The sequence below is a fragment of the Azospirillum brasilense genome (assembly GCF_003349955.1).
Taxonomy (GTDB): domain Bacteria; phylum Pseudomonadota; class Alphaproteobacteria; order Azospirillales; family Azospirillaceae; genus Azospirillum; species Azospirillum brasilense_B.
Window position 1 is genome coordinate 1 of the sequence record NZ_QLKQ01000059.1, and the last position, 22166, is coordinate 22166.

Below are 22166 nucleotides of genomic sequence, written 5' to 3' on the forward strand. Positions count from 1 at the left end.
ACCAGAGAGAATCACGACCGGCAGGCCGGGCATAGCCTTTTTCCGCGGCCTGCTAGATCGAAAGGATACATGGGATAATTACATAAAGATTTTGGATGAGTGGAACTCTGATTTGATGATAAATATAATGCTAATAGATAAGTATTATGGGACGGATAAAAGACGTTTTTTTGAGGAAACAATACAACCTCAGTTTGGAGAGCTTCACTCCTGCATGAATCGCCTCCATTACAGAGACATATATGAAAAGAAAAATATGTCTTCTTGTGGTTTTTCGCAACAGAATGATGGAAGTGCTGTTCAGAATGCGGTTGAGTTCAGAAAGCGTATGGATAAGTTGAATGTTGATCTTTATTGCTTCGTGTCAGGTCTAGATGCGAAGGGAAGGCAGTGCGGGCCATAACGCTTCTGCGGCTGTTTCAGCGCCAGTCTACAGGAGGATCAACGGACTAGAGAGTAGTATATAACTCCACTAAGCCGACAAAGCCGCCCGCGCATTCAGGTTTCTTACTAATGCGACACAAAGGACAAAAATTGGAAGCGCGGCTCTTGTTTATGTACTCCAATGTCTGTGTTAGTCACTGAAAAGCTGCGGGACGCTGTACATGTCCTTAAAAGTAGGCGGTATCACAACTGCGGAGTTCTGACGACAAGATGCTAGTGCTGTGCACCAGACGGATCGTCAGGATTGAAGTTCGATTGGTAAGTAAAATACCTCGTTCCTACAGAGCATCGTACGACATGGTCCGTCTGGTTCAAATACTAAGAGCGCGGATCAAAACCTCGCCTGGCTTGAGCAAAATCAATGGTTTAATGCCATCGGATCGGGTTTTTGATCCGCGCTCAAAAGTCGCCTTCTCTAAATACCGCCTAGTCTTGCAGACCGCCCTTCGTGAACACAATTTGAGTGTATTAGTTCATCCATAAGGCCAATTCCAATGGGCGATGTCCCCATAAGTGATAACAACGCTTCACTTCGTGCCTCACTAATTATAAGGGAGTGAAATCGGTGGAATAACCTATAATATTTATCATAGCCATCCGACCAAAGAGGGGGGATGTACAGTGCTTGTTGCTATCATCATCGTTATTTCTTTCGGGGTAATTATAGCTTTGGTCGCGCGTGGCGTGCGTCATGCGCTGTATTTCCTTAGACCATCTATGCGTAATCATTATATAATAGCGAATTTAGCGGCATTTTCACTTGCGAGTATTGCTGTATCTGGTGCCGCTTCTTTTTATCTATTGGAGGTCTATGATAGACGTATCTCCGGAACTGATTTGGGACAGCCCCCTCCTGCGAGTCCCGTAGCAGATTTCGTGCTAATTGTTCCGCCAAAGGTGAAGAAGGACGAACAATTTCCCGTTTATGCTAGGATGAACCTACATCTGACAGCGGAACAAGTAAAAAAAGATCTGATCGAACAGGGAAGACGCGACTTTGAATACAAAGTTATTGTTGAAGCAGTTCGCACTGAGAATGTGATGGCTGCCGAACTCAGCGGCGGTAAGTTGTTCGAGATAGAGCCCAAGGGGCTTCAGCGAAGGGATTTTGGCTCTTCAGGCGAAGCAGATTGGGCATGGCATGTTACGCCTCTCAAAGGTGGCGAGCATTACTTAATGGTAACGGTGTATGCTATGGCGTCTCCTGGTGATGCCAGTCCCCCGAAGTACTTTCGGGCCAAGGAGGCGAAAATAATGGTAGAAGTTTCTACATTGGAGCGCGCTACTGAGCTTCTTGGAGAAGTCTCCGCACCAGCAACTAGCGCACAGCTTCTATGGACGACCATCATCTTGCCGATTGGAGGTGGCGCAATTTTTCTATATCGACGGCGCAAAAAGCGTATCAAGAAAAAGCCAAAACCTCAAGGCAAGAAGTCACCAAGAAGGTAGTGGTATGGTCTGGTTTTTGGCATTTTTAGACGTGAATAGCATTATGCAAAAATTTATTTATCCGATTGCTGTCGGCAGACTTTTTCCGCCCCCCCAACACGGATCCGTATCTGATGCTCGCTTGGCATTGTTGATGCTGCCGATGATAGAACTGTGATCGGCAGTCCAGACGTTGTTCCGTGGAGGCTGTCCTTGAGGCTGCGCACATTCACCCTTATCTCGGGCCTTCGACCAATCTCGTCACAAACGGCCTGCTGGTTAGGGCTGACATCCACACTCTCTTCGATCTTGGGTTGATCGCCGTGGATGATGACTTTCGGCTTCTGGTATCGCCCGAACTCGGGCATAGCCCCTATAGCGACCTGCACAGAAAGCCGATTTGGCTACCGAAGTCTCCATCAGATATGCCTAGCACTGCCGCGCTTCGATGGCATCGTCGGCAGCACGGCTTTGAGCGTGGAATTCTGACGATCCTGACCACGCGCGTTCCTAACCACACGATGAGACGGGCAGAACGACGCTTTGGGCCCGGGGATGATGCACTACCAAGCTAATCCATGATTGCGGCGTAACGGCTATTAGAGGTATCTTTACCAGAAATTTCTTTCGAAATAGGTCGAACCTCAGCATGTCGAACCAACGTTCCAATTCCGGAGGTGTGGCCGCTAGAAAAGGGTTCAAATACCAGGACCATGTCGCAGCCCGCTTCCTGATCGAAATGATTTCGAACCCACTGTTGCTAGAGGTTCAATGCGAAACTCATGATGACATTACGCTAGTATGGGACCCAACATGCACGCATGAAATAGAATACGTTCAGGTCAAATCTAACGCAGATGAAGGTGCTTGGTGTTTAGACGATATCATTGAACGTGATAGTACGCGGGACGGGAAGGCAAAAAAGGAAGGAACTTCAATCGCGGAACGATCACTTTTATGTGATACCATAGATAAGAGATGCGGATTTAGACTTATAACGCTGAAGGATACTAACAAATACCTATCCCCGTTGAAGCTGCCCTATCCTGAACGCTTTGGGAATGACGATTTTGATCGTGTCGCAAAGCGGTTTGACAACTTATATAAGTCGTTCCGATCCCTACGTGACCGTAGTCTATCTTATTGGGTGCGAAATACATTCTGGGAGTGGATGGCCGATGAGCGAATTGTACGCCAAGATAATTTGACGGCAATATTTCGGTTAGCCGAAAATAGAAATATCCTTCTTCCAACAAATCTTCAGGAACAGATATATCGAGACATTCTCGAAATGGCCGATGACGCCGCTGGTGCATGCCGAATCAATAGTTGGGCGGAAAAGATAATAGAAAACGGTTTCATTGCGACATGGTTTGCCGACCAGATAAAAATGGCGAAGGACAACGCTTTTTCGGTAGCAAATCCCTATGTTGACATCAAAGAGCGTTTCTTCGTTGAAGTGCATCACCATAATGACGAAAATCTTAGGCGCTCTCTAACTGGGCTGGATGCCCAATTTGAATATGATTTTTCAGCGCAGAGCCACCTTTGGCGTTCGCAGCAGCTTGCAAACTATATCGTCAACTTTATACCAGAAATGGCTCTGGCTGCTAGTGATCTCGTTCAATGCAGCCATCTCACTTATAAGCAAAATCTCTCTCGATCTCTGCGTCTCTTGAAAGATCGAGGACGTCTCTCAACGTGGGAGATTCTTTCAGAGTTGCTGATCCATGTGGCGATTCGCGAAACCGCGAAGAGCGAACCTGTTGCATGCCGTATCTTTCACCCAAACAAAGACAACCTTCCGTGCTTGCGGACTGCATATTTTGTGCATGGAAAGGAAACTGAATTATGGCTTGGAACATCTCTGCTTATTGCTAGCGACTTGAAGAAGTCAATTGACCAAGCAGTTGAGCACATCTCTCAACTGATGTCGTCAGATTTTCTGAAATCAGAGCGTGACATAATAATTTCTCTTAAGGAACCAAGGCATCTTAGGCCCAACACTTTAGACAACGCTCTTCTTCGTACAGCGACTGTAGATCGTTTGCTTCGTGTGCTCTGCTTGCCCATATTGGTCGCTTACGACAGCGACTGTATTTCCAACGGATTTTGCCACGATTATACTAGACGCCTAGAAGAAGAGATAAAAGACCATTTCTACTCAATTGAGGGATGCCTAGCGGGAAATTTGTCTGTTCTTCGCTTCCACCTTATCTTCATACCTCTAGAGAGTGCGATGCGTCTACACCAGCAGTTTGAGGAAGAAATAAATGCCCAATAATCGAGACTTCAGACGCATCAAAGAAGAGTTAAATGATGAAATCAAATTGCAATCGGAAGGCTTTCGCATCCTTGGTGAAGTTGCCGATTTCACCAATAACTTAGAACTAGAGAAGCAGGGCCGAGAACTTGTGATTAGGGCCCTGGCTGTGCGAAATTATTTCCCAAATGATTTGATGCCTGCGCTCTATTCACTTGTCCGCGCAACCGGTCTTTACCCTTATATGACCGATGCTAATGGAAGGCTCTCGGTTTACGACGAGTTTGCTTTAGAATTTCACCGTGCTCCGATCAATAATGAGGAAATATACTTCCATGCGCTGCAAGCAAAAGTCTTCAACGCTCTCATGTCGAAAATGAACGTCGTCCTGAGTGCGTCTACGAGCGTTGGGAAGAGCCTTATTATCGACGCTCTTTTAGAAGTTGGATCATATGAGAACGTTGTTATCGTTCTTCCAACTATCGCACTTATCGATGAAACTCGCCGTCGCCTAACTCGTCGGTTTGGTGATCGTTATAAGATGATCACTCACCAAAGCCAGAACCCCTACCAAAGCGGTGAAGGGAAGAATGTATTCATTCTGACGCAGGAGCGCGTACTCAGCAGAGACGACATCGATCACGTTGACTTGTTCATTTTAGACGAATTTTACAAGTTAGATTTTTCAGAAGAGGAAACAAGCAATAGAGCGATCGACCTAAACCTCGCATTTCATAAATTAGTGGGACGATCCAAGCAGTTCTACCTTCTTGGCCCAAATATCAAAGGTGTAGAGGGATTAGAGCGGTATCAGCACATTTTCTACCCGTCTGATTTCACAACAGTTGCAGTTGATGTATTCCATTATGGCCTTCCTAGAGACGGGGAAGAAAGGCTTCTGAAGGCGAAGCAGTTGTGCGAAAGCCTAAACGATCCGACTATAGTTTATTGTCAAGCTCCTCGAACTGCTGAGGTGCTGGCATCCTTCTTGATAGAGCGATCTGACATTAATGCTGCACAGCGTGTCCGTAACGCTGTTGAGTGGCTTGCTGAAAACTACCATCCGTCCTGGCTGGTGCCGAACGCCCTTAGCAGGGGCATTGGAGTTCATCACGGAGCTATTCCACGTTCGATCCAACAGTACATGGTAAGAGCGTTCAATCAAAAAAAGGTTAAGGTGCTCATTTGCACCTCGACCATCATTGAAGGAGTTAACACTATTGCTAAGAATGTTGTGGTATATGATCGAAGGAAAAATGGATCGGTCATGACAAATTTTACCTACAGAAATATTCAAGGACGTGCAGGACGAATGGGCGAGTATTTTGTTGGAACTGTTCATTGCCTCGAAGCGCCACCAGCGCAGGACACATACACAGTTAGGGTTCCTCTTGGTACACAGGATGTAGATACGCCAATTGGTTTGCTCGCTAATCTTCCTGATGATGTTTTGACTGAATGGTCTAGAGAACGCATCAAAGTGGTTTCGTTGAATGGACTTTTGCCTATTGACATAATTGCAAAAAACAAGCATATCGCCTCAGATATTCAGATTGATATCGCAAGTCAAATCTCCCATAACAAACTATATTACAGCACCGCACTTGAGTGGCCTGAATACCCGTCGTTTTGGCAATTAGAAGCATTATGCAACATCATATTTGTGCACCTTGAACAAAGGGCTTTGCATAACATCTGCATTACATCCGGAAGCTCTCTCGCCTGGAATATCAACGCCTTTGCTCGGGAGAAATCCATCAGGTCATACATTGATGCGTGCATTAAATCGGATGTGTTCAGACGCACTCCGTCGGAGATTGTTCGCCATTGCCTTACCTTCATCAGAAATTTTATTTGCCACAAGTTCCCGCAGCATGCCGTGGCAATTGGGAGGATCAAGGATTACGTGATCCATAGTTATCAAACTTCCGAAGGAGGAAGCCTCCAAAATTTTGCAGGTCGCGCAGAAAGTATGTTCATGGACCCTATCTTAGTATCCCTTGAAGAGTACGGGCTTCCCATACAGATTGCGCAAAAGCTGGAACACTACTTAATGCCCGAAAGCGGGTTAGATGCTGTTTTAGAGCGCCTTCGGGGATTTGTGCCTGTCAGCGGTGAGTATAGCGATTTCGAGATTGAGATTATTAACGATGTGAAAAATGGATTGTAGTTCTGTCCTTGCACAAAGCCATTAGGATTTCTGCAACTTATGAAAGCTGGGAGAGGTTTAGTCATCAAAGTGCTTTGCCTTCATGAGCATGCTCATGAAGGCATAATGAGGGGAGGGCACCGGCTGTGAAAGGGACTGAGGAGTACTCTTATCGTCAATTTGTCGGCAGACACTTCCGAATGGCGTGCGCCAGACCGATCGCTTCGTAGGTACGATCATACGATCACCCCAGCTTAGGCCTCCGCTGGGGAGGCGATGGGTAAACCTGTTGGTAAACTTTCTTAGGGTATTAAACGCTGAATTCATTTAGGCACGGCCGATAAACCTTGACCAAGCTTGGCGACCAAGTGCCCACTTTGCGGTCACACCGAAGGATGACCCAGAGCGAGCTTGCCGCGCATGCCGCGATTGATGCTGACACCGTGTCGGCAGTGGAAGCGGGTGGCGGCACCATCACGGTGCTGGTCGCTATTCTGACCGTACTAGGGGCCAAAGTAGATGGTCACGATCCTACCGAGCTTGGTTCATGGCTCCGCAATGCCCGCGTCGGCAAGGGATTGTCTCAGCAGTGCCTCGCAACGAAAGCAGGGATCAGCAAGCCCACGGTGATCGGCCTGGAACGTGGGCGGGGCCATGTTGCCAGCTTCACCGCCGCAGTGAACGCCCTGGGCGTGGACATCCGTCTTGACCTGACACTACGGTCGGCAACGGCTCTGCGGGACGTGGAGCGCGACAAGTTCGCTGTTGTCCAAGGTGACGCGCAGTCCGTTCTGTCCGAATTTCCTGATCACCATTTCCATGCATGCGTATGCGACCCACCGTACGGGCTGACAGAATACCCCAGCGAACTCGTGAACCAGATCGTCGCCACCTGGGTGAAAGAGCACGACTTCGATTTCAGTAGACAGCGGAGTTATCTCAACGCGGACTGGGATGGCGGACTGCCGCAGCCGTCTACATGGCGGCAGGTGCATCGGGTGCTCCGCCCAGGTGGATACCTGCTGGCATTTGCCGCGCCGCGTACTGCCGATCTGCTGACGCTGAGTCTCCGTCTCGCAGGCTTCGAGATACGAGACCAGATCGCCTGGATCACGACGAATGGCATGCCTCGAACTCAGGATGTTGGACGTATGCTCCGTCGTCGGGTGATGCGCGCCGCTGTGAAGGACGTCCAAGGTGTCGATCACGATGTTCAGCACCGGCATGGCGGAGAACCAGTGAATTTGGCACGGCGACGCTACCCTGTCGCGGGAGCGCGGATGCGGAGCAAGTACACGGTGCACCTGTCAGCCATGCACAGTTCGTTCACCCTATCCCGGGATAACGGATCGCTCCTGGCAACCGCTGCGGAGTGGGATGGCCATCGCGCAGCGTTGAAGCCTGCCCATCAGGTTGTCGTTGTCGCCCGCCGCCCCCTGGAAGGCTTGTTGCTCGACAACGTGATGAAGTTCGGTGCTGGCACCCTGAACGTGGATGCCTGCCGAGTTCACGGCGAGGACGGACTGCACCGATACCCGTCGAACTTCGTTGGCGACATTGGACCTGAATTCGCCAAGCACTTCTTTGCGCCGAGGGCGACCAGCAGGGAGAAGGACCGGTATCTGCCCACTGGCATGATCAATTCCCATCCCACCGTCAAGCCGGTTGAACTCATGCGCTGGCTGGTACGGCTTGTAACGACGCCAGGGGCGATGGTGCTCGACCCATTCATGGGGAGCGGTACCACTGGCATTGCTTGCATGTCGGAGAATCGTCAGTTCATTGGGATCGACATGAAAGACGAATATGTAGAGATGGCGAGATGCCGAATTCATGGATGGAGGTAGTGGTTTCCCCATGTCCTTATAGCTACGCCGAATACACCGGTGAATTCAAATGAAAGCTCATCAACATTGTCTAACTTTAGTGATCGCCGATGTTCTGGATTTCAGCGGTTCAGTACGGCCTTCAATGACCGCTCCAAACCGCCGTGTAAACAAACATATCGTCGGCATGAGCTAACTAATTGTGAAGACCTTCAGCAGCACCTACCGGTGCTACTGTCGGATTGATGGGCACTCATCTCGCTCTCACTCCGTTCGAGCGGATTCATACCCATCAATCCGTTGATTTTATTTAATGAAGAAGAATTTTATTGCATCACCCTAGGCTTAGATTGCTTTTCAATCCCCCCTGTGCACCACAAAAAAGATGGTGCACAAGGGAAGAAGGATCGACATTACCCTGAGTATTGAGTCGCTCAACAAGCCACTTGCCACTCCTACGGTGGCGGCAGGCGGTTTCCCGGTACCTGCTTCAGCAGCCCACTTCTGGTTCAGCCTCCACCTACAGTCCGAGCTTTGGGATTGTTCGGCTGGATGTGCTCACTCGCTTTTTTCATCCGCCGAGTCTTGTACTCGCGGTGGGCATGAGAACCTAAACGGTTAAGGAGCATAATGCTCCTTGCTCGTGCGCTCGGCTGTTGAGGAACCTGCGCACGCGGGTAGGTGCCAAATCATCAAGGCAGAGCTACCCTCATTGTCATCGCCTTTCGGTGGATTTGGTCCACACCGGGGGTCCGTTACATCGTCCAGGGTCACTATGCCCACCAACGAGTCCGCCCGTTGCTGCTCTCGCCATCCCCTCGTCGGCGGGTTTAACCCTATGTCCGAGGCCGATGTTGTCGGCGGGGTCACCGATGATATCCCCTGAGCTATGTAGTGCGGCTGTTGACCAGGGCCGCCGCGCACCCTCTTCTTTCTATTTAGCGTCGCTTCTTCAAGCGGAATAGCCGATCTGGGCCAACAGCAGGTTTGAAAGGCGGCTTCTTTTTTATTCCGGCATTAGTCGGTTTCGCACCAAACATAAGCCGCTGTTCGAGAATGGCTTCCACATTCTCTGAACTGGCAAAAGGGTTGTTGCGAACGATTTCGGCCCTTAGCGTCCTTTTTATACTTTCCAAGCGGCTTTCTGCTCGCTCGCTGTTATTGGAACTCTCCGCCTGCTTCAGGTATCGAATCAACGCTTTTTCGTTCTCCGGTTTGATATCTCTGGTCATTGTATTGTACTCAATCTCATTCAGCTTTATCAATATTTATCAATATTGGGGTGATCCTATAATGCAAAGTGCTTCAAGTGAGGTTGGAGCACGCAGCTTTATGTTTATGGAAGCCACGCTGTGCCCCGCCTTCGGAAGGACGTCCGCTTACCAGAGCACGGCGAGCGTTTCCTCAGATATGAAGAGCCGACATCAGTGAATTACCTAAGATGCTATTCTGTCCTTGAACTGCAATGGCAAAGTGCACCATGTCAGTCTCGTGCTTGAAGTTCACTTCAAACTCATATCCCATACAGAATGTATCTGAGGTTCCCCGCACGTCTTCCGAAGTGAGTGTACAGGATAGCAGAGAGAGTGGGGCGTTATCCTCAAGCCAACTTCTAATCCTCTCCATTTTGTTCTTCGCGCCTTCTCTCACAAAAACTTGCAATGCATATGCATATGCATCTCGGAATTGCGAAGTTGATACCTGCAAATGCAAATTCTCTCCATGAACTTTATAGGTGTTTGTATAAGACATTCCGCTATTCCTTTTATCACGATATTGCAGTCGAACTAACTATATTCACGTTAGGTACGGCTGATGAAGCGATAATGTGCCGTAGTTATTCCGAAATCAACAAGAAGGTATTCATCAACTATGTTTGATCAAAGCGAGAATTCCTAAACTTTGTTTAGCGAAGTGCTAAAACAAAGTTGAGGAAAAATCTCCCGTCTTCGGCATGCACCCATGCTTCGCACTCATGTTGAGACCGTAGGTGAGGGGCAGGCCACGCTAAGGCTGTTCAGCGCCGCGTCTACGACCGCGAACAGGCGACGTTCCTGGCCGACTTCATCGAGTCCGGTTTTCGTATACCCGAATCGTACATCGGGATCGGACGCCGAAACTGAGCGACTTAGTGTCCGATTAGGATGGACTTCAACATTGTCGAACGGTACAAAGGAAGGGTCTAGAGCCTAATCGGACACATGAGGCGGATGCGATGGCAGTCTATGGGTACGCCAGGGTAAGCAGCACCGATCAAGACCTGACTGTTCAGATCGAGTCGCTGAAGGCCGCTGGATGCGATGTGATCCGACAGGAGAAGGTCAGCGGCACCAGCCGCAACGGTCGCGTTGAACTCGACATCCTGATGCAGTTCATCCGACCCGGTGATACGCTCTGTGTGACCCGCATAGATCGCCTTGCGCGAAGTGTCGGTGATCTTCAGGACATCGTTCGCGAACTGAAGAACAAGGGCGTTCGGCTGAAAGCCACCGAACAGCCCTTCGACACGGGGGATATCTATGGTGAGCTTACCCTGAACCTCCTCGGCGTGTTCGCAGACTTCGAAACCAAGCTGCGAAGGGAGCGCCAACTCGAAGGCATCGCGAAAGCCAAGGCTGAAGGTGTCTATAAGGGGCGGAAACCTTCGATTGACCCATCCATCATCAAGAAGCTTGTAGCCGAAGGGCTTGGACCGAGTGACATCGCCAAGCGTCTTGGAGTCGCTCGCTCAAGCGTGTACCGCCTTCTTGAAATTGGCCGTTAGCATCTTCTGGCCGATCACGAATAGATCGACTCGCGCGCTCATGCTTGCGGTTAACGCTGTCCTTGGTGCCCAGGAGAGATAGCGCTCGGATGCAGGCGTAAATAAATTCGGAAGACCATCGAAGCTAAGATTGAACAGGCACGCAAATCCACGGCTCGCACGCAGTCCGAGGAAATACATTAGCTGGGATCGCAAGTAGCATGAATGCGATAAATTCCTATACATTCAGGATTTCACCTCCCTTGGTTCTAGGGAGCAATAGCGGCCGCAGCACAATGTTTCCGAACTCATTTGAACTTTATATAAAGCAGATCATTCCTCGGGGCTGGTTCATGAAGCCAGAATCAGCGCACCGAGGATAACTTCAATAACTTAGGCTATTCCTGGCAGACTACATAAGGATAGACTCCCACCTCCGCACAAGCCGAGAAATACGACGATAGCAGCCAATACATTTGCACAAAGTAGGGGTCAGGCTGGCCCCCTTTCTTTATGTCGTCAAGAACATCCTTTACCTTTCCCTTACTTAGCGAAGAAGTAACAATGTAAACTCTTCGTATCGAGTCAGGGTATTCACGAACTTCTTTCGACGCCGCTAAGATTGACGCACTATCACCACGTATTATCCTGCCGATCTTTGTTTTCTTTCCATCATTGTTGTAATTTCTCCCCCAAGTCTTCAATTTCTCTTCAACTAGCTTTTCTTCCAGCAACATCAGTCCGAGATTTTTGATTGCTTGACTCACAGAAATATGAAAATGCGTTGCGCCGAGAGATAGCGCCCCGTGCTTCGCGTGATAGAAGCTAACCACCCTTGGCTGGGTTTGATAGCTCACTCCAATAAAGTCCGCCCACTCTTCAAGCAGGTCATCACAAATTAGAATCTCATCATTGTGACAAATATGCTTGACAGCAATCCCGAACACAGAGTCTGGATCAAACTCTTGGTGAGTGGCACTAAAGTTCCCTTTCTCGCTGGTCGCATTTTTAAGTTCAGAGCAGGTAATAATATAATTTAGGAAACCCCCTCCCCCATCGACCAAGAACTCATCGCGATACAACGAACCATCAATGTAAGCCATTGTGTAATCGCTGAATAGTACAGTAAACATATTCTCCTTATCTAGATAACGGCTAAGCTCAATAGACTTTGTGCCCAAAGCACCACCATGGTTCCTATGCTCTATGAAGATGTCCTCGATCTCGGAAATTTTAAAGGATCGCAGAGAAATTCTTGTCTTTCCGATTACAATGCGACCTACTTTGTTGCTGCTATTGGGGCCAACTATGTTTATTAGAGCGCCATCATATTCAGCCGCAAAGTTAGTCTCAAGCACTTTAAAGATTGGTTTAGCAGCCTCATAATCTATTTCCGTGTAGACTCCGTTTTCATGCTTAATAAGGCGCATGGGTTCTGCGGACTCGAACAAGCTTTCGTAGAGATCAGAAGAGTTGATCGACACATACGTTACCTTAGTAGCTGATCCAATGGACGAAAGCTCTACTGGTCTAGCAAAGTTACGTATGAATGAGGATGTTGCTGTTCCACCAGAAAGAATTTTATCAATCTCTTTAATTGACCATTCGACAAGCTGCAAATGATTGCAGCCACTTGATCGAAGAGTTATGCGCCCTGTACTCGGTGTAGCTGAATAGCAATCGTCACCGTGACGCACACGATAGCTATGTGCAAAATAACGATTCGACCCTGATGGGCCAACTATCCTACCAAGATTCTTAGCTTCTAAAGTCTTCGCTTGAAGACTATACTTCGACGTAGTCATGCTCCTGAGGCGTATCTTTTCAAAGGTAGATGACTCAGTTGCTATTGAACACTCAACTTTTTCAGTGCTGATGCGTTGCAGGTATTTTCCCTTAAAGTCAGCGGTAATATCTAGCTTTGATTTAAATACCAGCACATGATCTTTATATTCCACCATTAGCAAAAAGCCGTAAATACGTTCCCGCAAATCACTGGGCACATTCTTGAGGAAGGATGGTTCTTGTAAAAACGAGAATGAGATAGACGACCATGCGGCCCCATTATAGCTTTCCTTGATATGCTTGAATATGTTGTTTGATGGCTTTTCTTTTTCTCGACGGACATCTGCGAACATCTGCTCAACAGAAGCGCGCGTGATCTTGTTAGTCTTTCGAAAGAAATAAGCAGCTTTCGGAGTATGTAAATGCTTTATCATTTCTCACCTGAAATTGGATTAGCTCAGTGCCTTAATGGTCGTTGATGCGACCCAATAGATTTTTTGCTCCATTGCTTCATCTACCTAACGTTGGTCATTAGTTCCCCTCAAATCCAGCGTGGAATATAAGTGGGGAAGGCTGAAGCGTTGGCGATGCAAGCTGGTTCCCCACCGGTATTCTTGAGCGAATGTTGTGGAGTATGCAAGAGATTACACGCGTGTTGACCCGTCTCTGGTCTCTCATTTAGACGAGGCGATCACAACATCGCTGAATGACGCAGCGAAGATTCCCTTCCGCTGTCTGACCTAGAGTGCGGGGCAAGTGGATATTCTCTGATGGGTGGTGTAGAGGGCAGACACGATAGCAAGATCGTTGCAGCGGGCTGTTGAAGAGTACGTTTGCTCGGCGATAACGGCGGCAGATTGATAGTCTCTACTCTCAGCACTGCATCTCCACCCTGATAGAATAAATTTCATGTTGGTAAGAAATTAGTGATGCTTCTCATAACAGTTAATAGTCTACCTCGTATGAGACAAACGCTCTTCATACACGCTAGCGTCAACATTCAATATTTGATACCAACGGTTTCTGTCGCTTATCATTCGCGTCTGCTTTGCGTTTTTGTAATTTCGGCGGTGTTGACGCGGTTTTTCACTTGCCCGTAATGATCTCGTATCGCTTGCACCGATGTGCGCATATTTTCTGCAAGAACAAAAGCATTGACCCCAGCTTTTAGCCTATCAATCGCATGCGCATGTCGTAACGAATACAATGAACGAGGCTTTCCATCCGCATCTAACCAAATGTCATGCTTTTTCAGGAAATTGCGGAATGCTTGCTCATACAAAGGGAATTCTCGCGCCTCATGCCAGAATACGTGATCGTCAGGATTAGGCTCACCTCCCACTGGTGATATTTGTAGTTTCCACCATACTAGGTACTTATGACATTCGGGTTGGGCCACGACCCACGCTGCATGAACTTTGCTGGATTCCTTTCCCCGCAAGAAAAGTTCTACATGCTTTGTTCCATCATGATCGTACATCCGCACATCACGCCAACGGAGTAGTTCAATATCATTTGTCCTCATGCCCGAGTAGTACATTATCGGCACAAGGTACAAAAGAGCATTTCTGGCACGCTTCTCTTTAGGCGTCGAAGCCATCAAATGCCAGTCATTAAGCTTGTCCAAAATGTAGGTAATTTCTTTTTCTTCGAAGAACGCTCTCTTCCCATGAGAAACATTTCTCATCTCTTTAGGCATCGAGAGCTTTGGAACAGCGCCCCGCTTAATATGCCGCTTTGACTCGGCCCACTCAATAACTGCGTTGATCAGGCTGATTTCTCCATGGAGAGTAGACTTTGCAGGACGACCTCCACCTAATTTAGAATTAACAATTCTCCACTTGAAATACTCGTTTTCTTCAAAGTTACCAATCGACGAAAACCCTCTATCGCCGAAGTAAGGCTTAATGTAATTCCGCACATTCTTCCTATTCTTTACGTGGACAGAACTACTACCCACTCCATGACTAAGAAGTTTTTCGCACTCTGTAAGGTAGAGTTCGGCTGCCTTAGCCACCCGCATTTCAAGGACAGGAAGTCCTTCATCAATCTGAAATTCAGTTCGGCGGAAAATTTTTTCCGCTGCCCGAACGGCTTCTGTGAGGTCGGTGACCTTCAACGAGCGATTCAGGTACTTCCTTGCGCCCGCAATGTAGATGCGTGCTTGCCAATAGGGAGAACCGAGGCGCTTGAACACCACCAGCTTTCCGTCATGGAACTGATGGCGTGCTTCGGGATCATCAAGCAAACGTGGCATGTGGGGACACCGGGATTGCCCAACTGGTGCCCCACCTTTACCAGCTAACTCATTGACCTGCAATACCGCCCAGCGACTGCCCAACACCGCCGCTTGCCGGAAAACCCTTAAAAATCAAGGTGCTGGCTGCTGCTGGGTGATGCAGTGGATGCCGCCACCGCCGCGCACGATGTCCAGCGCCGGAACCTGCACCACCTCGCGGTCCGGGAAGGCGCGACGCACGATGCGGAAGGCCTCGTCATCTGCCGAGTCCTCGAAGGCCGGCATCACGATGCCGCCGTTGGCGATGTAGAGATTCGTGTAGGACAGGGTCAGCCGCACGCCGTTCTCATCGCGCCGCGCCGGCTGGCGGACCGGGATGACCTCCAACTCCCGCCCCTGGGCGTCGCGGGCACGCTTCAGACGGTCCAGATTGTCCTGGAACGCCTTGAAATTGGCGTCGCCGGGATCGTCGGTGGTGATGGCCATGACGACGCCGGGCTTCACGAAGAGGGCGATCTCGTCGATGTGACCGTCCGTCTCGTCGTCCTGGTAGCCCTCGCCCAGCCAGATCACGCTGGAGATGCCGAGATGCTCCTTCAGAAGCTCCTCGATCTCCGCCTTGCCAAGATTCGGGTTGCGGTTGGGATTCAGCAGGCACTGCTCGGTCGTCAGCAGCGTCCCCTCCCCGTCCACATGGAAGGAGCCGCCCTCCATGACCAGGGGCGCCTCGAAGCGGCGCAGGCCGAGATGGTCGAGCATCAGGCGCCCGACCTGCTGGTCCTTGGCGCTGTCGGGATAGTTGCCGCCCCAGGCGTTGAAGCGCCAATGGACACCGGCAACCTGACCTTTCCCATCGGTGACGATGCTGGGTCCGGTGTCGCGAATCCAGGAATCGCTGATGGGCAGGGGCAGGATCTCGACGCCCGGCCCGCAGGCCAGGGAAGCGTCGGCAACGTCGGCGGGATCGCAGACCATGGTCACCGGCTCGAACCGGCTGATGGCGCGGGCGACGTCGGTGTAGGCGGCGGCGGCGGCGTCGAAGGCCCCCTCGGGCCACGTCTCGGGCCGGCACGGCCACGCCATCCAGCAGCGGGTGTGCCGTGCCCATTCGCCCGGCATGGTGAAGCCTTCCGCCGCCGGTGTCGTCATCTTTGAATCTCCTGCCAAATCCCTGAATGGCCCGGCTCTTGTGCGTGGCCGGAGCGGGTCGTCACGACGTCACCCGTGACCCACGGTCACCCTAACCACGGAGCGGAGGATTTGGCAACGGCCACCAAAGGGCCCACCGGAATGCCCGAAAGGGCAGCGCGCTCGACCGCTCAGCGGCGGGAGGGCGGACGGTCCGAATAACGGCGCTTGGGCGCCGAAAAAGGCATCGAAAAACCAAGACGAAGCATCGGGAACCATAAGAGCGCGCGCACGATACGACCTCATTCGCTGTTGCAGATGCCAATACACTAGCAAATGCAACGGCAAACGGCCACCCCACCGTCTGCGGCCTAACGGCATAGCCCCTATGAGGCGCTGTTCGGGGGTTACAGGGGGCTCTTCAGCCCCCCTGCACCGCCATCTGCTCGTCCCGTTTCCGCTGACGGTCCTGCCGCGCCATGACCAGGCTGGCGATGAAGATGCCGGTGGCGACCACCACCATCATCAGCGTCGCCAGGGCGTTGATCTGCGGGCTGATGCCGAACTTCACACTGGAGAAGATGACCATCGGCAGCGTGGTGGAGCCCGGACCCGACACGAAGCTGGCCACCACCACGTCGTCGAGCGACAGGGTGAAGGCGAGCAGCCAGCCCGACACGATGGCCGGGGCGATGATCGGCAGCGTGATGACGAAGAACACCTTGGCGGGGCGGGCGCCGAGGTCCATCGCCGCCTCCTCCAGGCTCTCGTCCAGGCTGACGAGGCGCGACTGGATGATGACCGCTACATAGGCCATGGTGAAGGTGGTGTGAGCGATGGTGATCGTCGTCATCCCGCGCCCGTCCGGCCAGCCGATGGCCTGCTCCAGCGCCACGAACAGCAGCAGCAGCGACAGGCCGGTGATGACCTCCGGCATGACCAGCGGCGCGGTGATCATGCCGCCGAACAGCGTCCGGCCGCGGAACCGCCCGAAGCGGGCCAGCGCCAGACCGGCGACGGTGCCGAGCACCACCGACGCGGTGGCCGACATCGCCGCCACCTTGAGCGACAGCCAGGCCGCCCCGAGAAGCTGGTCGTTCTGCAGAAGCTCCGCGTACCACTTGGTCGAGAAGCCGCCCCACACCGTGACCAGCCGCGACTCGTTGAAGGAGTAGAAGATCAGCAGCGCGATCGGCACGTAGAGGAAGGCATAGCCGAACCACAGCGCCCAGGCCAGTTTTCCCATCTGCTTCATCGACCGGCCTCCGTCTGACGCCCCTGGACATGCTGAAAGACCATGATCGGCACCACCAGGAACAGCAGAAGCGCGATGGCCACCGCCGAGGCGACCGGCCAGTCGCGGTTGGCGAAGAACTCGTTCCACAGCACGCGGCCGATCATCAGCGTGTCCGGGCCGCCCAGCAGCTCCGGAGTCACGAACTCGCCGACCGAGGGGATGAAGACCAGCAGCGACCCGGCGATGATGCCCGGCAGCGACAGCGGCAGAGTCACCGTCAGGAACGCCTTCCAGGGCCGGCAGCCGAGGTCCGCCGCCGCCTCCAGCAGCGTCGGGTCGAGCTTCTCCAGCGTCGCGTAGAGCGGCAGCACCATGAAGGGCAGATAGCAGTAAGTCATGCCGATGTAGACGGCCCAGTCGGAATAGAGCAGCTCGAACGGCTCGGTCGTCAGGCCGGTCCATTGCAGCAGGTTGTCCACCACCCCGTTGGCCTTCAGGATGCCGATCCAGGCGTAGATGCGGATCAGGAAGCTGGTCCAGAAGGGCAGGATGACCAGCATCATCAGCGGCCCGCGCTTGGACGGCTCCGCCCGGGCGATGGCGTAGGCCATGGGGTAGCCCAGCAGCAGGCAGCAGACGGTGGTGACCAGCGCGATCTTCACCGAGTTCAGATAGGCCAGGATGTAAAGGTCGTCGCCGCCCAGCCGCAGGTAGTTGGACAGGTTCAGCAGGATCTGGAGCTTGGTCGTGCCCGCGTCCTCGTCCACCAGCCAGTCGATCAGCGGCGCGTAGGGCGGCTGCGCCAGCATCGCCTCCGACAGGCTGATGCCGAACACGATCAGGAAGGGCACCAGGAAGAACAGCAGAAGCCACAGGTAGGGGATGGCGACCACCATCCCCCGCCCCCACAGGCCGATCCGGCGCAGAAGGTCGATCATTGCGTCAGCACCACCCCGGCGAAGGGACGCCAGCTCAAATACACCTCGTCGTCCCAGGTGATCGGCATCTCGGTGCGCCGCACCACGTTGGGCGCCGTGACGCGCACCGTCTTGCCCGTCTTCAGCTCGACCAGATAGATCGACACATCGCCAAGATAGGCGATCTCGCGCACGATCCCGCTGGTGACGTTGCGCCCATCGGCGTTGGCGGCGGCGTTGGCCGCGGCGTTGACCGGCGGCTCCTTGCTCAGCGCGATCTTCTCCGGACGGACGGCGACGCCCACCGTCGCGCCGGCGGGAACCGCCACCGCGTGGTTGATGTAGAGGTCGCATCCGGCGTCCTCGGAGCGGATCAGCACATGGTCGGCCTGATCCTCCACCACCCTGCCCTCGAACATGTTCACCGAGCCGATGAACTCGGCGACGAAGCGGGACTGCGGGTACTCGTAGATCTCGGTCGGCGTGCCGGTCTGGGCGATGACGCCATGATTCATGACGGCGATCCGCGAGGACATGGTCATCGCCTCCTCCTGGTCGTGGGTGACCACGATGAAGGTGACGCCCAGCTTCTCCTGGATGTTGACCAGCTCGAACTGGGTCCGCTCGCGCAGCCGCTTGTCCAGCGCGCCCAGCGGTTCGTCGAGCAGAAGCAGCTTGGGCCGCTTGACCAGCGAGCGGGCCAGCGCCACGCGCTGCCGTTGGCCGCCGGAGAGCTGGTGCGGCTTGCGCTTGCCGAACTGGCCGAGCTGGACGAGGTCGAGGATCGCCCCCACCCGCTCCTTGATCTCCGCCTTGGCGACGCCGTCCTGCTTGAGGCCGAAGGCGACGTTCTGCTCCACCGACATGTGCGGGAACAGGGCGTAGGACTGGAACATCATGTTGACCGGCCGCTCGTAGGGCGGGATGCCGGCCATGTCGACGCCGTCGATGAAGATCTTGCCCTCGGTCGGCGTCTCGAACCCGGCCAGCATGCGCAGCAGGGTCGTCTTTCCGGAGCCGGAGCCGCCCAGCAGGGCGAAGAACTCACCCCGGTAGATCGACAGGCTGACCTCATCCACGGCAACGAAATCGCCGAAGGTCTTGGTCACCTTCTCGATTCGCACATAGGGCTTCTGTCCCGGGTCCTGCCAGGGCTCAAGGCGCGTGGGCTTGCGGATCGGCTGGACGGCCATGCGGCTCCTCTCGGCGTCCTTTTCTCATACGGCCCACGCATGATCGCCGGCCGTATCATGGGAACGCCCCGGCCGTTCCCGACAGGGAGCGACCAGGGCGCGTGTCGTGCGTGCCGGTTCGCGGCGCGCTTACTTGCCGGTCTTGACCTTGGTCCAGACGCGGGTGCGGGCGCGGTCGGTGGTCTGCTTGATCGACTTCAGCGCGAACAGCTTGAGGCTGCTGTTCTCCGGCAGGAAGACGGCCGGGTTGGTCTTCACGCTTTCGTCGACCGAGGCCAGCGAGGCCGGAACGGCGTTGGCGTAGCTGACCGTGTTGGACACCGCCGCGATGTTCGCCGGGTCGAGGATGAAGTTGATGTAGGCGTGCGCGCCTTCCTTGTTCGGCGCGTCCGCCGGGATGGCCAGCGTGTCCCACCACACCTGCACGCCTTCCTTCGGCGTGATGTACTCGACCTTCACCCCGTTCTTGGCTTCCTCGGCGCGGGCCGCACCCTGGATGGCGTCGCCGTTGTAGGCCATGACGACGCAGGCGTCGCCGCCCGCCAGGATGTTGATGTTCTGGCCGGTGACGAACTGCTTGATGTAGGGACGCACCGCCAGCAGCGTCTTCTCGACCTTGTCCAGATCCTCCTTCTTCTCGGAGTTCGGATCGAGGCCGAGGTAGTTCAGCACCGACGGAATCACGTCGATGGCCGAATCCATCACGGTGATGCCGCAGGCCGCGACCTTCTTCGCCACCTCCGGCTTGAAGATCAGGTCCCAGCTGTCGAGCGGGACGTCGGGAGCGACGGCCTTGATCTTCTCCGGGATGATGGCGATGCCGACCGTGCCGCCCAGATAGGGCACGGCGAACTTGTTGCCGGGGTCCGAGTTCTCGAGGAGCTTGAGAACCTTCGGATCGACGTTCTTCAGATTCGGGATCTTCGCCTTGTCGAGCGGCGCCACCACCTTCGCCTGGATCATGCGCGACAGGGTCGGCTCGGCGGTCGGAACGATCACGTCGTAGCCCGACTTGCCGACCAGCACCTTCTGCTCCAGCAGTTCCAGGCTGTCGTACAGGTCCACCTTGGTGTCGTAGCCGGTGGCCTTGGTGAAGTCCGCCAGCGTCGATTCGCCCAGATAGTCGTTCCAGATGTAGATGTTGACCGGCTTCTTGGCCTGGGCCAGCGCCGGGCCGGCGATGGCGATCGCCGCGACGGCGCCGATGACGCTGAGAGCGAAACGTTTCATGCAGAAAGCCCCCGAATTCTGGATCGTTCGTCAGTTCGTGACTGGTCGACTTTTTTCCATTCGACGTGGGGGCGGCGCGCAGCGCGCAGCGTCCCCGGCGCGAGCGCTATTGCACCCACGGGGGGGTTCGTTGTCAACGATTTGCGGGTGGTTTTGCGGGTTTTGCGGAACGCAAACGCCCCCTTCCGCGGCAGCGGCGGAAGGGGGCGGAAAAATGCTCAAACGTTCAGCAGAAGATTCTCGCGCTCCCAGGAGCTGATCACCCGGTGGTAGGCCTCGTACTCGGCCTCCTTCACGCAGGTCACCGCGTCCAGGAACTTCTCGCCCAGAACCTCCTTCAGCGGCTTGCAGGCGTTGAACTTCTGCAAGGCGTCGCCCTGGTGGCGCGGCAGGGTGAAGGCGAGCCGGTAGGCGGACCCCTTCACCGGGTCGGTCGGCTCCAGCCCCTGGGCCATGCCGAGATAGCCGCAGGCAAGCGACGCGGCGATGGCGAGGTACGGATTCGCGTCGGCGCCGGCCACCCGGTTCTCCACCCGGCGCGAATCGGCGGGCGAGACGGGAACGCGCAGGCCGGTGGTGCGGTTGTCGCGGCCCCAATGCACGTTGATCGGCGCGTCGGAGTTCGGCACCAGCCGGCGGTAGGAGTTCACGTTCGGCGCCAGAAGCGGCATCGCGTAGGGCAGATACTTCTGAAGTCCGGCGATGTGGGACATGAACAGCGGCGTGTCCGCCCCGTTGGCGTCGGAGAACAGGTTGCGCCCGGAATCCGCATCGACCACCGACTGATGGATGTGCATGGCGCTGCCCGGCTCGTTCTGCATCGGCTTGGCCATGAAGGTCGCGTAGACCTGATGGCGCAACGCCGCCTCGCGCGCGGTCCGCTTGAACAGGAAGGCCTGGTCGGCCAGTTCCAGCGCGTCGCCGTGGTTGAAGTTGATCTCGATCTGCGCCGCCCCGGCCTCGTGGGTCAGGGTGTCGATGTCGATGTCCTGCGCCTCGCAGAAGTCGTAGACCATCTCGAAGATCGGATCGAACTCGTTCACCGCGTCGATTCCGAAGGCCTGCCGCCCGCTCTCCACGCGCCCGTTGCGGCCGACCGGCGGCACCAGCGGATAGTCGGGGTCCTTGTTGACCTGGACGAGGAAGAACTCCAGCTCCGGCGCCACCATCGGCTTCCAGCCGCGCTCCTCGTAGAGCGACAGCACCCGCTTCAGGACATGGCGGGGCGAGAAGTTCACCGGGCTGCCGTCGGCGTAGACGCAATCCGTGATGACCTGGGCGGTCGGCTCCTCGTACCAGGGGACGAAGCGGATCGTCCGCTCGTCCGGGATCATGTAGATGTCGGAATTCTCGTCCGAGGTGACCGAATCGTCCTCCGGATACTCCCCGGTCACGGTCTGGACGAAGATCGCCTCGGGCAGCCGCAGACCGCGGTCGCGCAGGATGCGCAGGAACTTCTCGGCGGGCACGATCTTGCCGCGCGCGATGCCCGACATGTCGGGCACGAGGCATTCCACTTCGGTGATGCGGTTCTTCTTGATGAAGTCTTCCATGAAACCCATGAACGTATGGACCGCACCGGAC

The 22166-nt window shown here is 54.0% G+C and carries 16 protein-coding genes; 7 read left to right on the top strand and 9 right to left on the bottom strand.

The window, feature by feature from the left end:
• The 6 genes from DXK32_RS32760 to DXK32_RS22620 form a co-directional block, all read left to right on the top strand.
• A partial coding sequence (locus DXK32_RS32760; protein ID WP_205215805.1) for a hypothetical protein occupies positions 1-403 on the top strand: 403 nt, incomplete at its 5' end.
• A gap of 662 nt (positions 404-1065) precedes the next feature.
• Positions 1066-1893 (top strand): hypothetical protein, encoded by an 828-nt coding sequence (locus DXK32_RS32310; protein ID WP_162801312.1) that lies wholly within the window; start codon positions 1066-1068, stop codon positions 1891-1893.
• A gap of 179 nt (positions 1894-2072) precedes the next feature.
• The gene (locus DXK32_RS33720) at positions 2073-2447 is read left to right on the top strand and encodes an HNH endonuclease (protein ID WP_114860570.1); all 375 of its coding nucleotides are present in this window, start codon (positions 2073-2075) and stop codon (positions 2445-2447) included.
• A 74-nt stretch (positions 2448-2521) separates the two neighbouring features.
• Positions 2522-4156: a HamA C-terminal domain-containing protein gene (locus DXK32_RS22610; RefSeq protein ID WP_114860571.1), complete on the top strand. Its 1635-nt coding sequence runs from the start codon at positions 2522-2524 to the stop codon at positions 4154-4156.
• Positions 4146-6305, top strand: a complete 2160-nt coding sequence (locus DXK32_RS22615) for a DEAD/DEAH box helicase (protein ID WP_114860572.1) — start codon at positions 4146-4148, stop codon at positions 6303-6305. Before DXK32_RS22610 ends, DXK32_RS22615 begins: the two co-directional genes overlap by 11 nt.
• A 374-nt stretch (positions 6306-6679) precedes the next feature.
• Positions 6680-8131 (top strand): DNA methyltransferase, encoded by a 1452-nt coding sequence (locus DXK32_RS22620; RefSeq protein ID WP_114860573.1) that lies wholly within the window; start codon positions 6680-6682, stop codon positions 8129-8131.
• A 917-nt stretch (positions 8132-9048) separates the two neighbouring features.
• Here DXK32_RS22620 and DXK32_RS32315 read toward each other — a convergent pair.
• Positions 9049-9342, bottom strand: a complete 294-nt coding sequence (locus DXK32_RS32315; RefSeq protein WP_162801313.1) for a hypothetical protein — start codon at positions 9340-9342, stop codon at positions 9049-9051.
• 983 nt (positions 9343-10325) lie between these two features.
• Here DXK32_RS32315 and DXK32_RS22625 point away from each other — a divergent pair.
• Positions 10326-10874 carry a recombinase family protein gene (locus DXK32_RS22625; protein WP_114860574.1) on the top strand — a complete coding sequence of 183 codons (549 nt, stop codon included), beginning with the start codon at positions 10326-10328 and terminating at the stop codon, positions 10872-10874.
• A 377-nt stretch (positions 10875-11251) separates the two neighbouring features.
• On the opposite strand, the gene DXK32_RS32320 is transcribed toward DXK32_RS22625, so the two are convergent.
• The 8 genes from DXK32_RS32320 to DXK32_RS22660 form a co-directional block, all read right to left on the bottom strand.
• Positions 11252-13072, bottom strand: a complete 1821-nt coding sequence (locus DXK32_RS32320) for a hypothetical protein (protein ID WP_162801314.1) — start codon at positions 13070-13072, stop codon at positions 11252-11254.
• Positions 13073-13671: 599 nt separating this feature from the next.
• Positions 13672-14895 carry a tyrosine-type recombinase/integrase gene (locus DXK32_RS22630; RefSeq protein WP_114860575.1) on the bottom strand — a complete coding sequence of 408 codons (1224 nt, stop codon included), beginning with the start codon at positions 14893-14895 and terminating at the stop codon, positions 13672-13674.
• A 114-nt stretch (positions 14896-15009) separates the two neighbouring features.
• Entirely contained in the window at positions 15010-16026 is a 1017-nt protein-coding gene (locus DXK32_RS22635; protein ID WP_114860576.1) for an agmatine deiminase family protein, read from the bottom strand.
• A 400-nt stretch (positions 16027-16426) separates the two neighbouring features.
• Entirely contained in the window at positions 16427-17260 is an 834-nt protein-coding gene (locus DXK32_RS22640; RefSeq protein WP_014240466.1) for an ABC transporter permease subunit, read from the bottom strand.
• Positions 17257-18180, bottom strand: coding sequence for an ABC transporter permease subunit (locus DXK32_RS22645; protein ID WP_114860577.1), 924 nt, complete (start codon positions 18178-18180; stop codon positions 17257-17259). The genes DXK32_RS22640 and DXK32_RS22645 overlap by 4 nt, the downstream gene beginning before the upstream one ends.
• The gene (locus tag DXK32_RS22650; RefSeq protein WP_114860578.1) at positions 18177-19352 is read right to left on the bottom strand and encodes an ABC transporter ATP-binding protein; all 1176 of its coding nucleotides are present in this window, start codon (positions 19350-19352) and stop codon (positions 18177-18179) included. Before DXK32_RS22650 ends, DXK32_RS22645 begins: the two co-directional genes overlap by 4 nt.
• Before the next feature lie 129 nt (positions 19353-19481).
• Entirely contained in the window at positions 19482-20582 is a 1101-nt protein-coding gene (locus DXK32_RS22655; protein WP_114860579.1) for an extracellular solute-binding protein, read from the bottom strand.
• A gap of 218 nt (positions 20583-20800) precedes the next feature.
• Positions 20801-22144, bottom strand: coding sequence for a glutamine synthetase family protein (locus tag DXK32_RS22660; RefSeq protein ID WP_014240470.1), 1344 nt, complete (start codon positions 22142-22144; stop codon positions 20801-20803).
• Between the last annotated feature and the right edge of the window lie 22 nt (positions 22145-22166).

Excerpts from the sequence above, each read along its gene's own strand:
- DXK32_RS22610 (WP_114860571.1), top strand. The coding sequence starts at position 2,522 with ATGTCGAACCAACGTTCCAATTCCGGAGGTGTGGCCGCTAGAAAAGGG.
- DXK32_RS22640 (WP_014240466.1), bottom strand. The coding sequence starts at position 17,260 with ATGAAGCAGATGGGAAAACTGGCCTGGGCGCTGTGGTTCGGCTATGCC.
- DXK32_RS32315 (WP_162801313.1), bottom strand. The coding sequence starts at position 9,342 with ATGACCAGAGATATCAAACCGGAGAACGAAAAAGCGTTGATTCGATAC.
- DXK32_RS22620 (WP_114860573.1), top strand. The coding sequence starts at position 6,680 with ATGACCCAGAGCGAGCTTGCCGCGCATGCCGCGATTGATGCTGACACC.
- DXK32_RS22625 (WP_114860574.1), top strand. The coding sequence starts at position 10,326 with ATGGCAGTCTATGGGTACGCCAGGGTAAGCAGCACCGATCAAGACCTG.
- DXK32_RS22650 (WP_114860578.1), bottom strand. The coding sequence starts at position 19,352 with ATGGCCGTCCAGCCGATCCGCAAGCCCACGCGCCTTGAGCCCTGGCAG.
- DXK32_RS22630 (WP_114860575.1), bottom strand. The coding sequence starts at position 14,895 with ATGCCACGTTTGCTTGATGATCCCGAAGCACGCCATCAGTTCCATGAC.
- DXK32_RS32320 (WP_162801314.1), bottom strand. The coding sequence starts at position 13,072 with ATGATAAAGCATTTACATACTCCGAAAGCTGCTTATTTCTTTCGAAAG.
- DXK32_RS22615 (WP_114860572.1), top strand. The coding sequence starts at position 4,146 with ATGCCCAATAATCGAGACTTCAGACGCATCAAAGAAGAGTTAAATGAT.
- DXK32_RS22655 (WP_114860579.1), bottom strand. The coding sequence starts at position 20,582 with ATGAAACGTTTCGCTCTCAGCGTCATCGGCGCCGTCGCGGCGATCGCC.
- DXK32_RS22645 (WP_114860577.1), bottom strand. The coding sequence starts at position 18,180 with ATGATCGACCTTCTGCGCCGGATCGGCCTGTGGGGGCGGGGGATGGTG.
- DXK32_RS22635 (WP_114860576.1), bottom strand. The coding sequence starts at position 16,026 with ATGACGACACCGGCGGCGGAAGGCTTCACCATGCCGGGCGAATGGGCA.
- DXK32_RS22660 (WP_014240470.1), bottom strand. The coding sequence starts at position 22,144 with ATGGGTTTCATGGAAGACTTCATCAAGAAGAACCGCATCACCGAAGTG.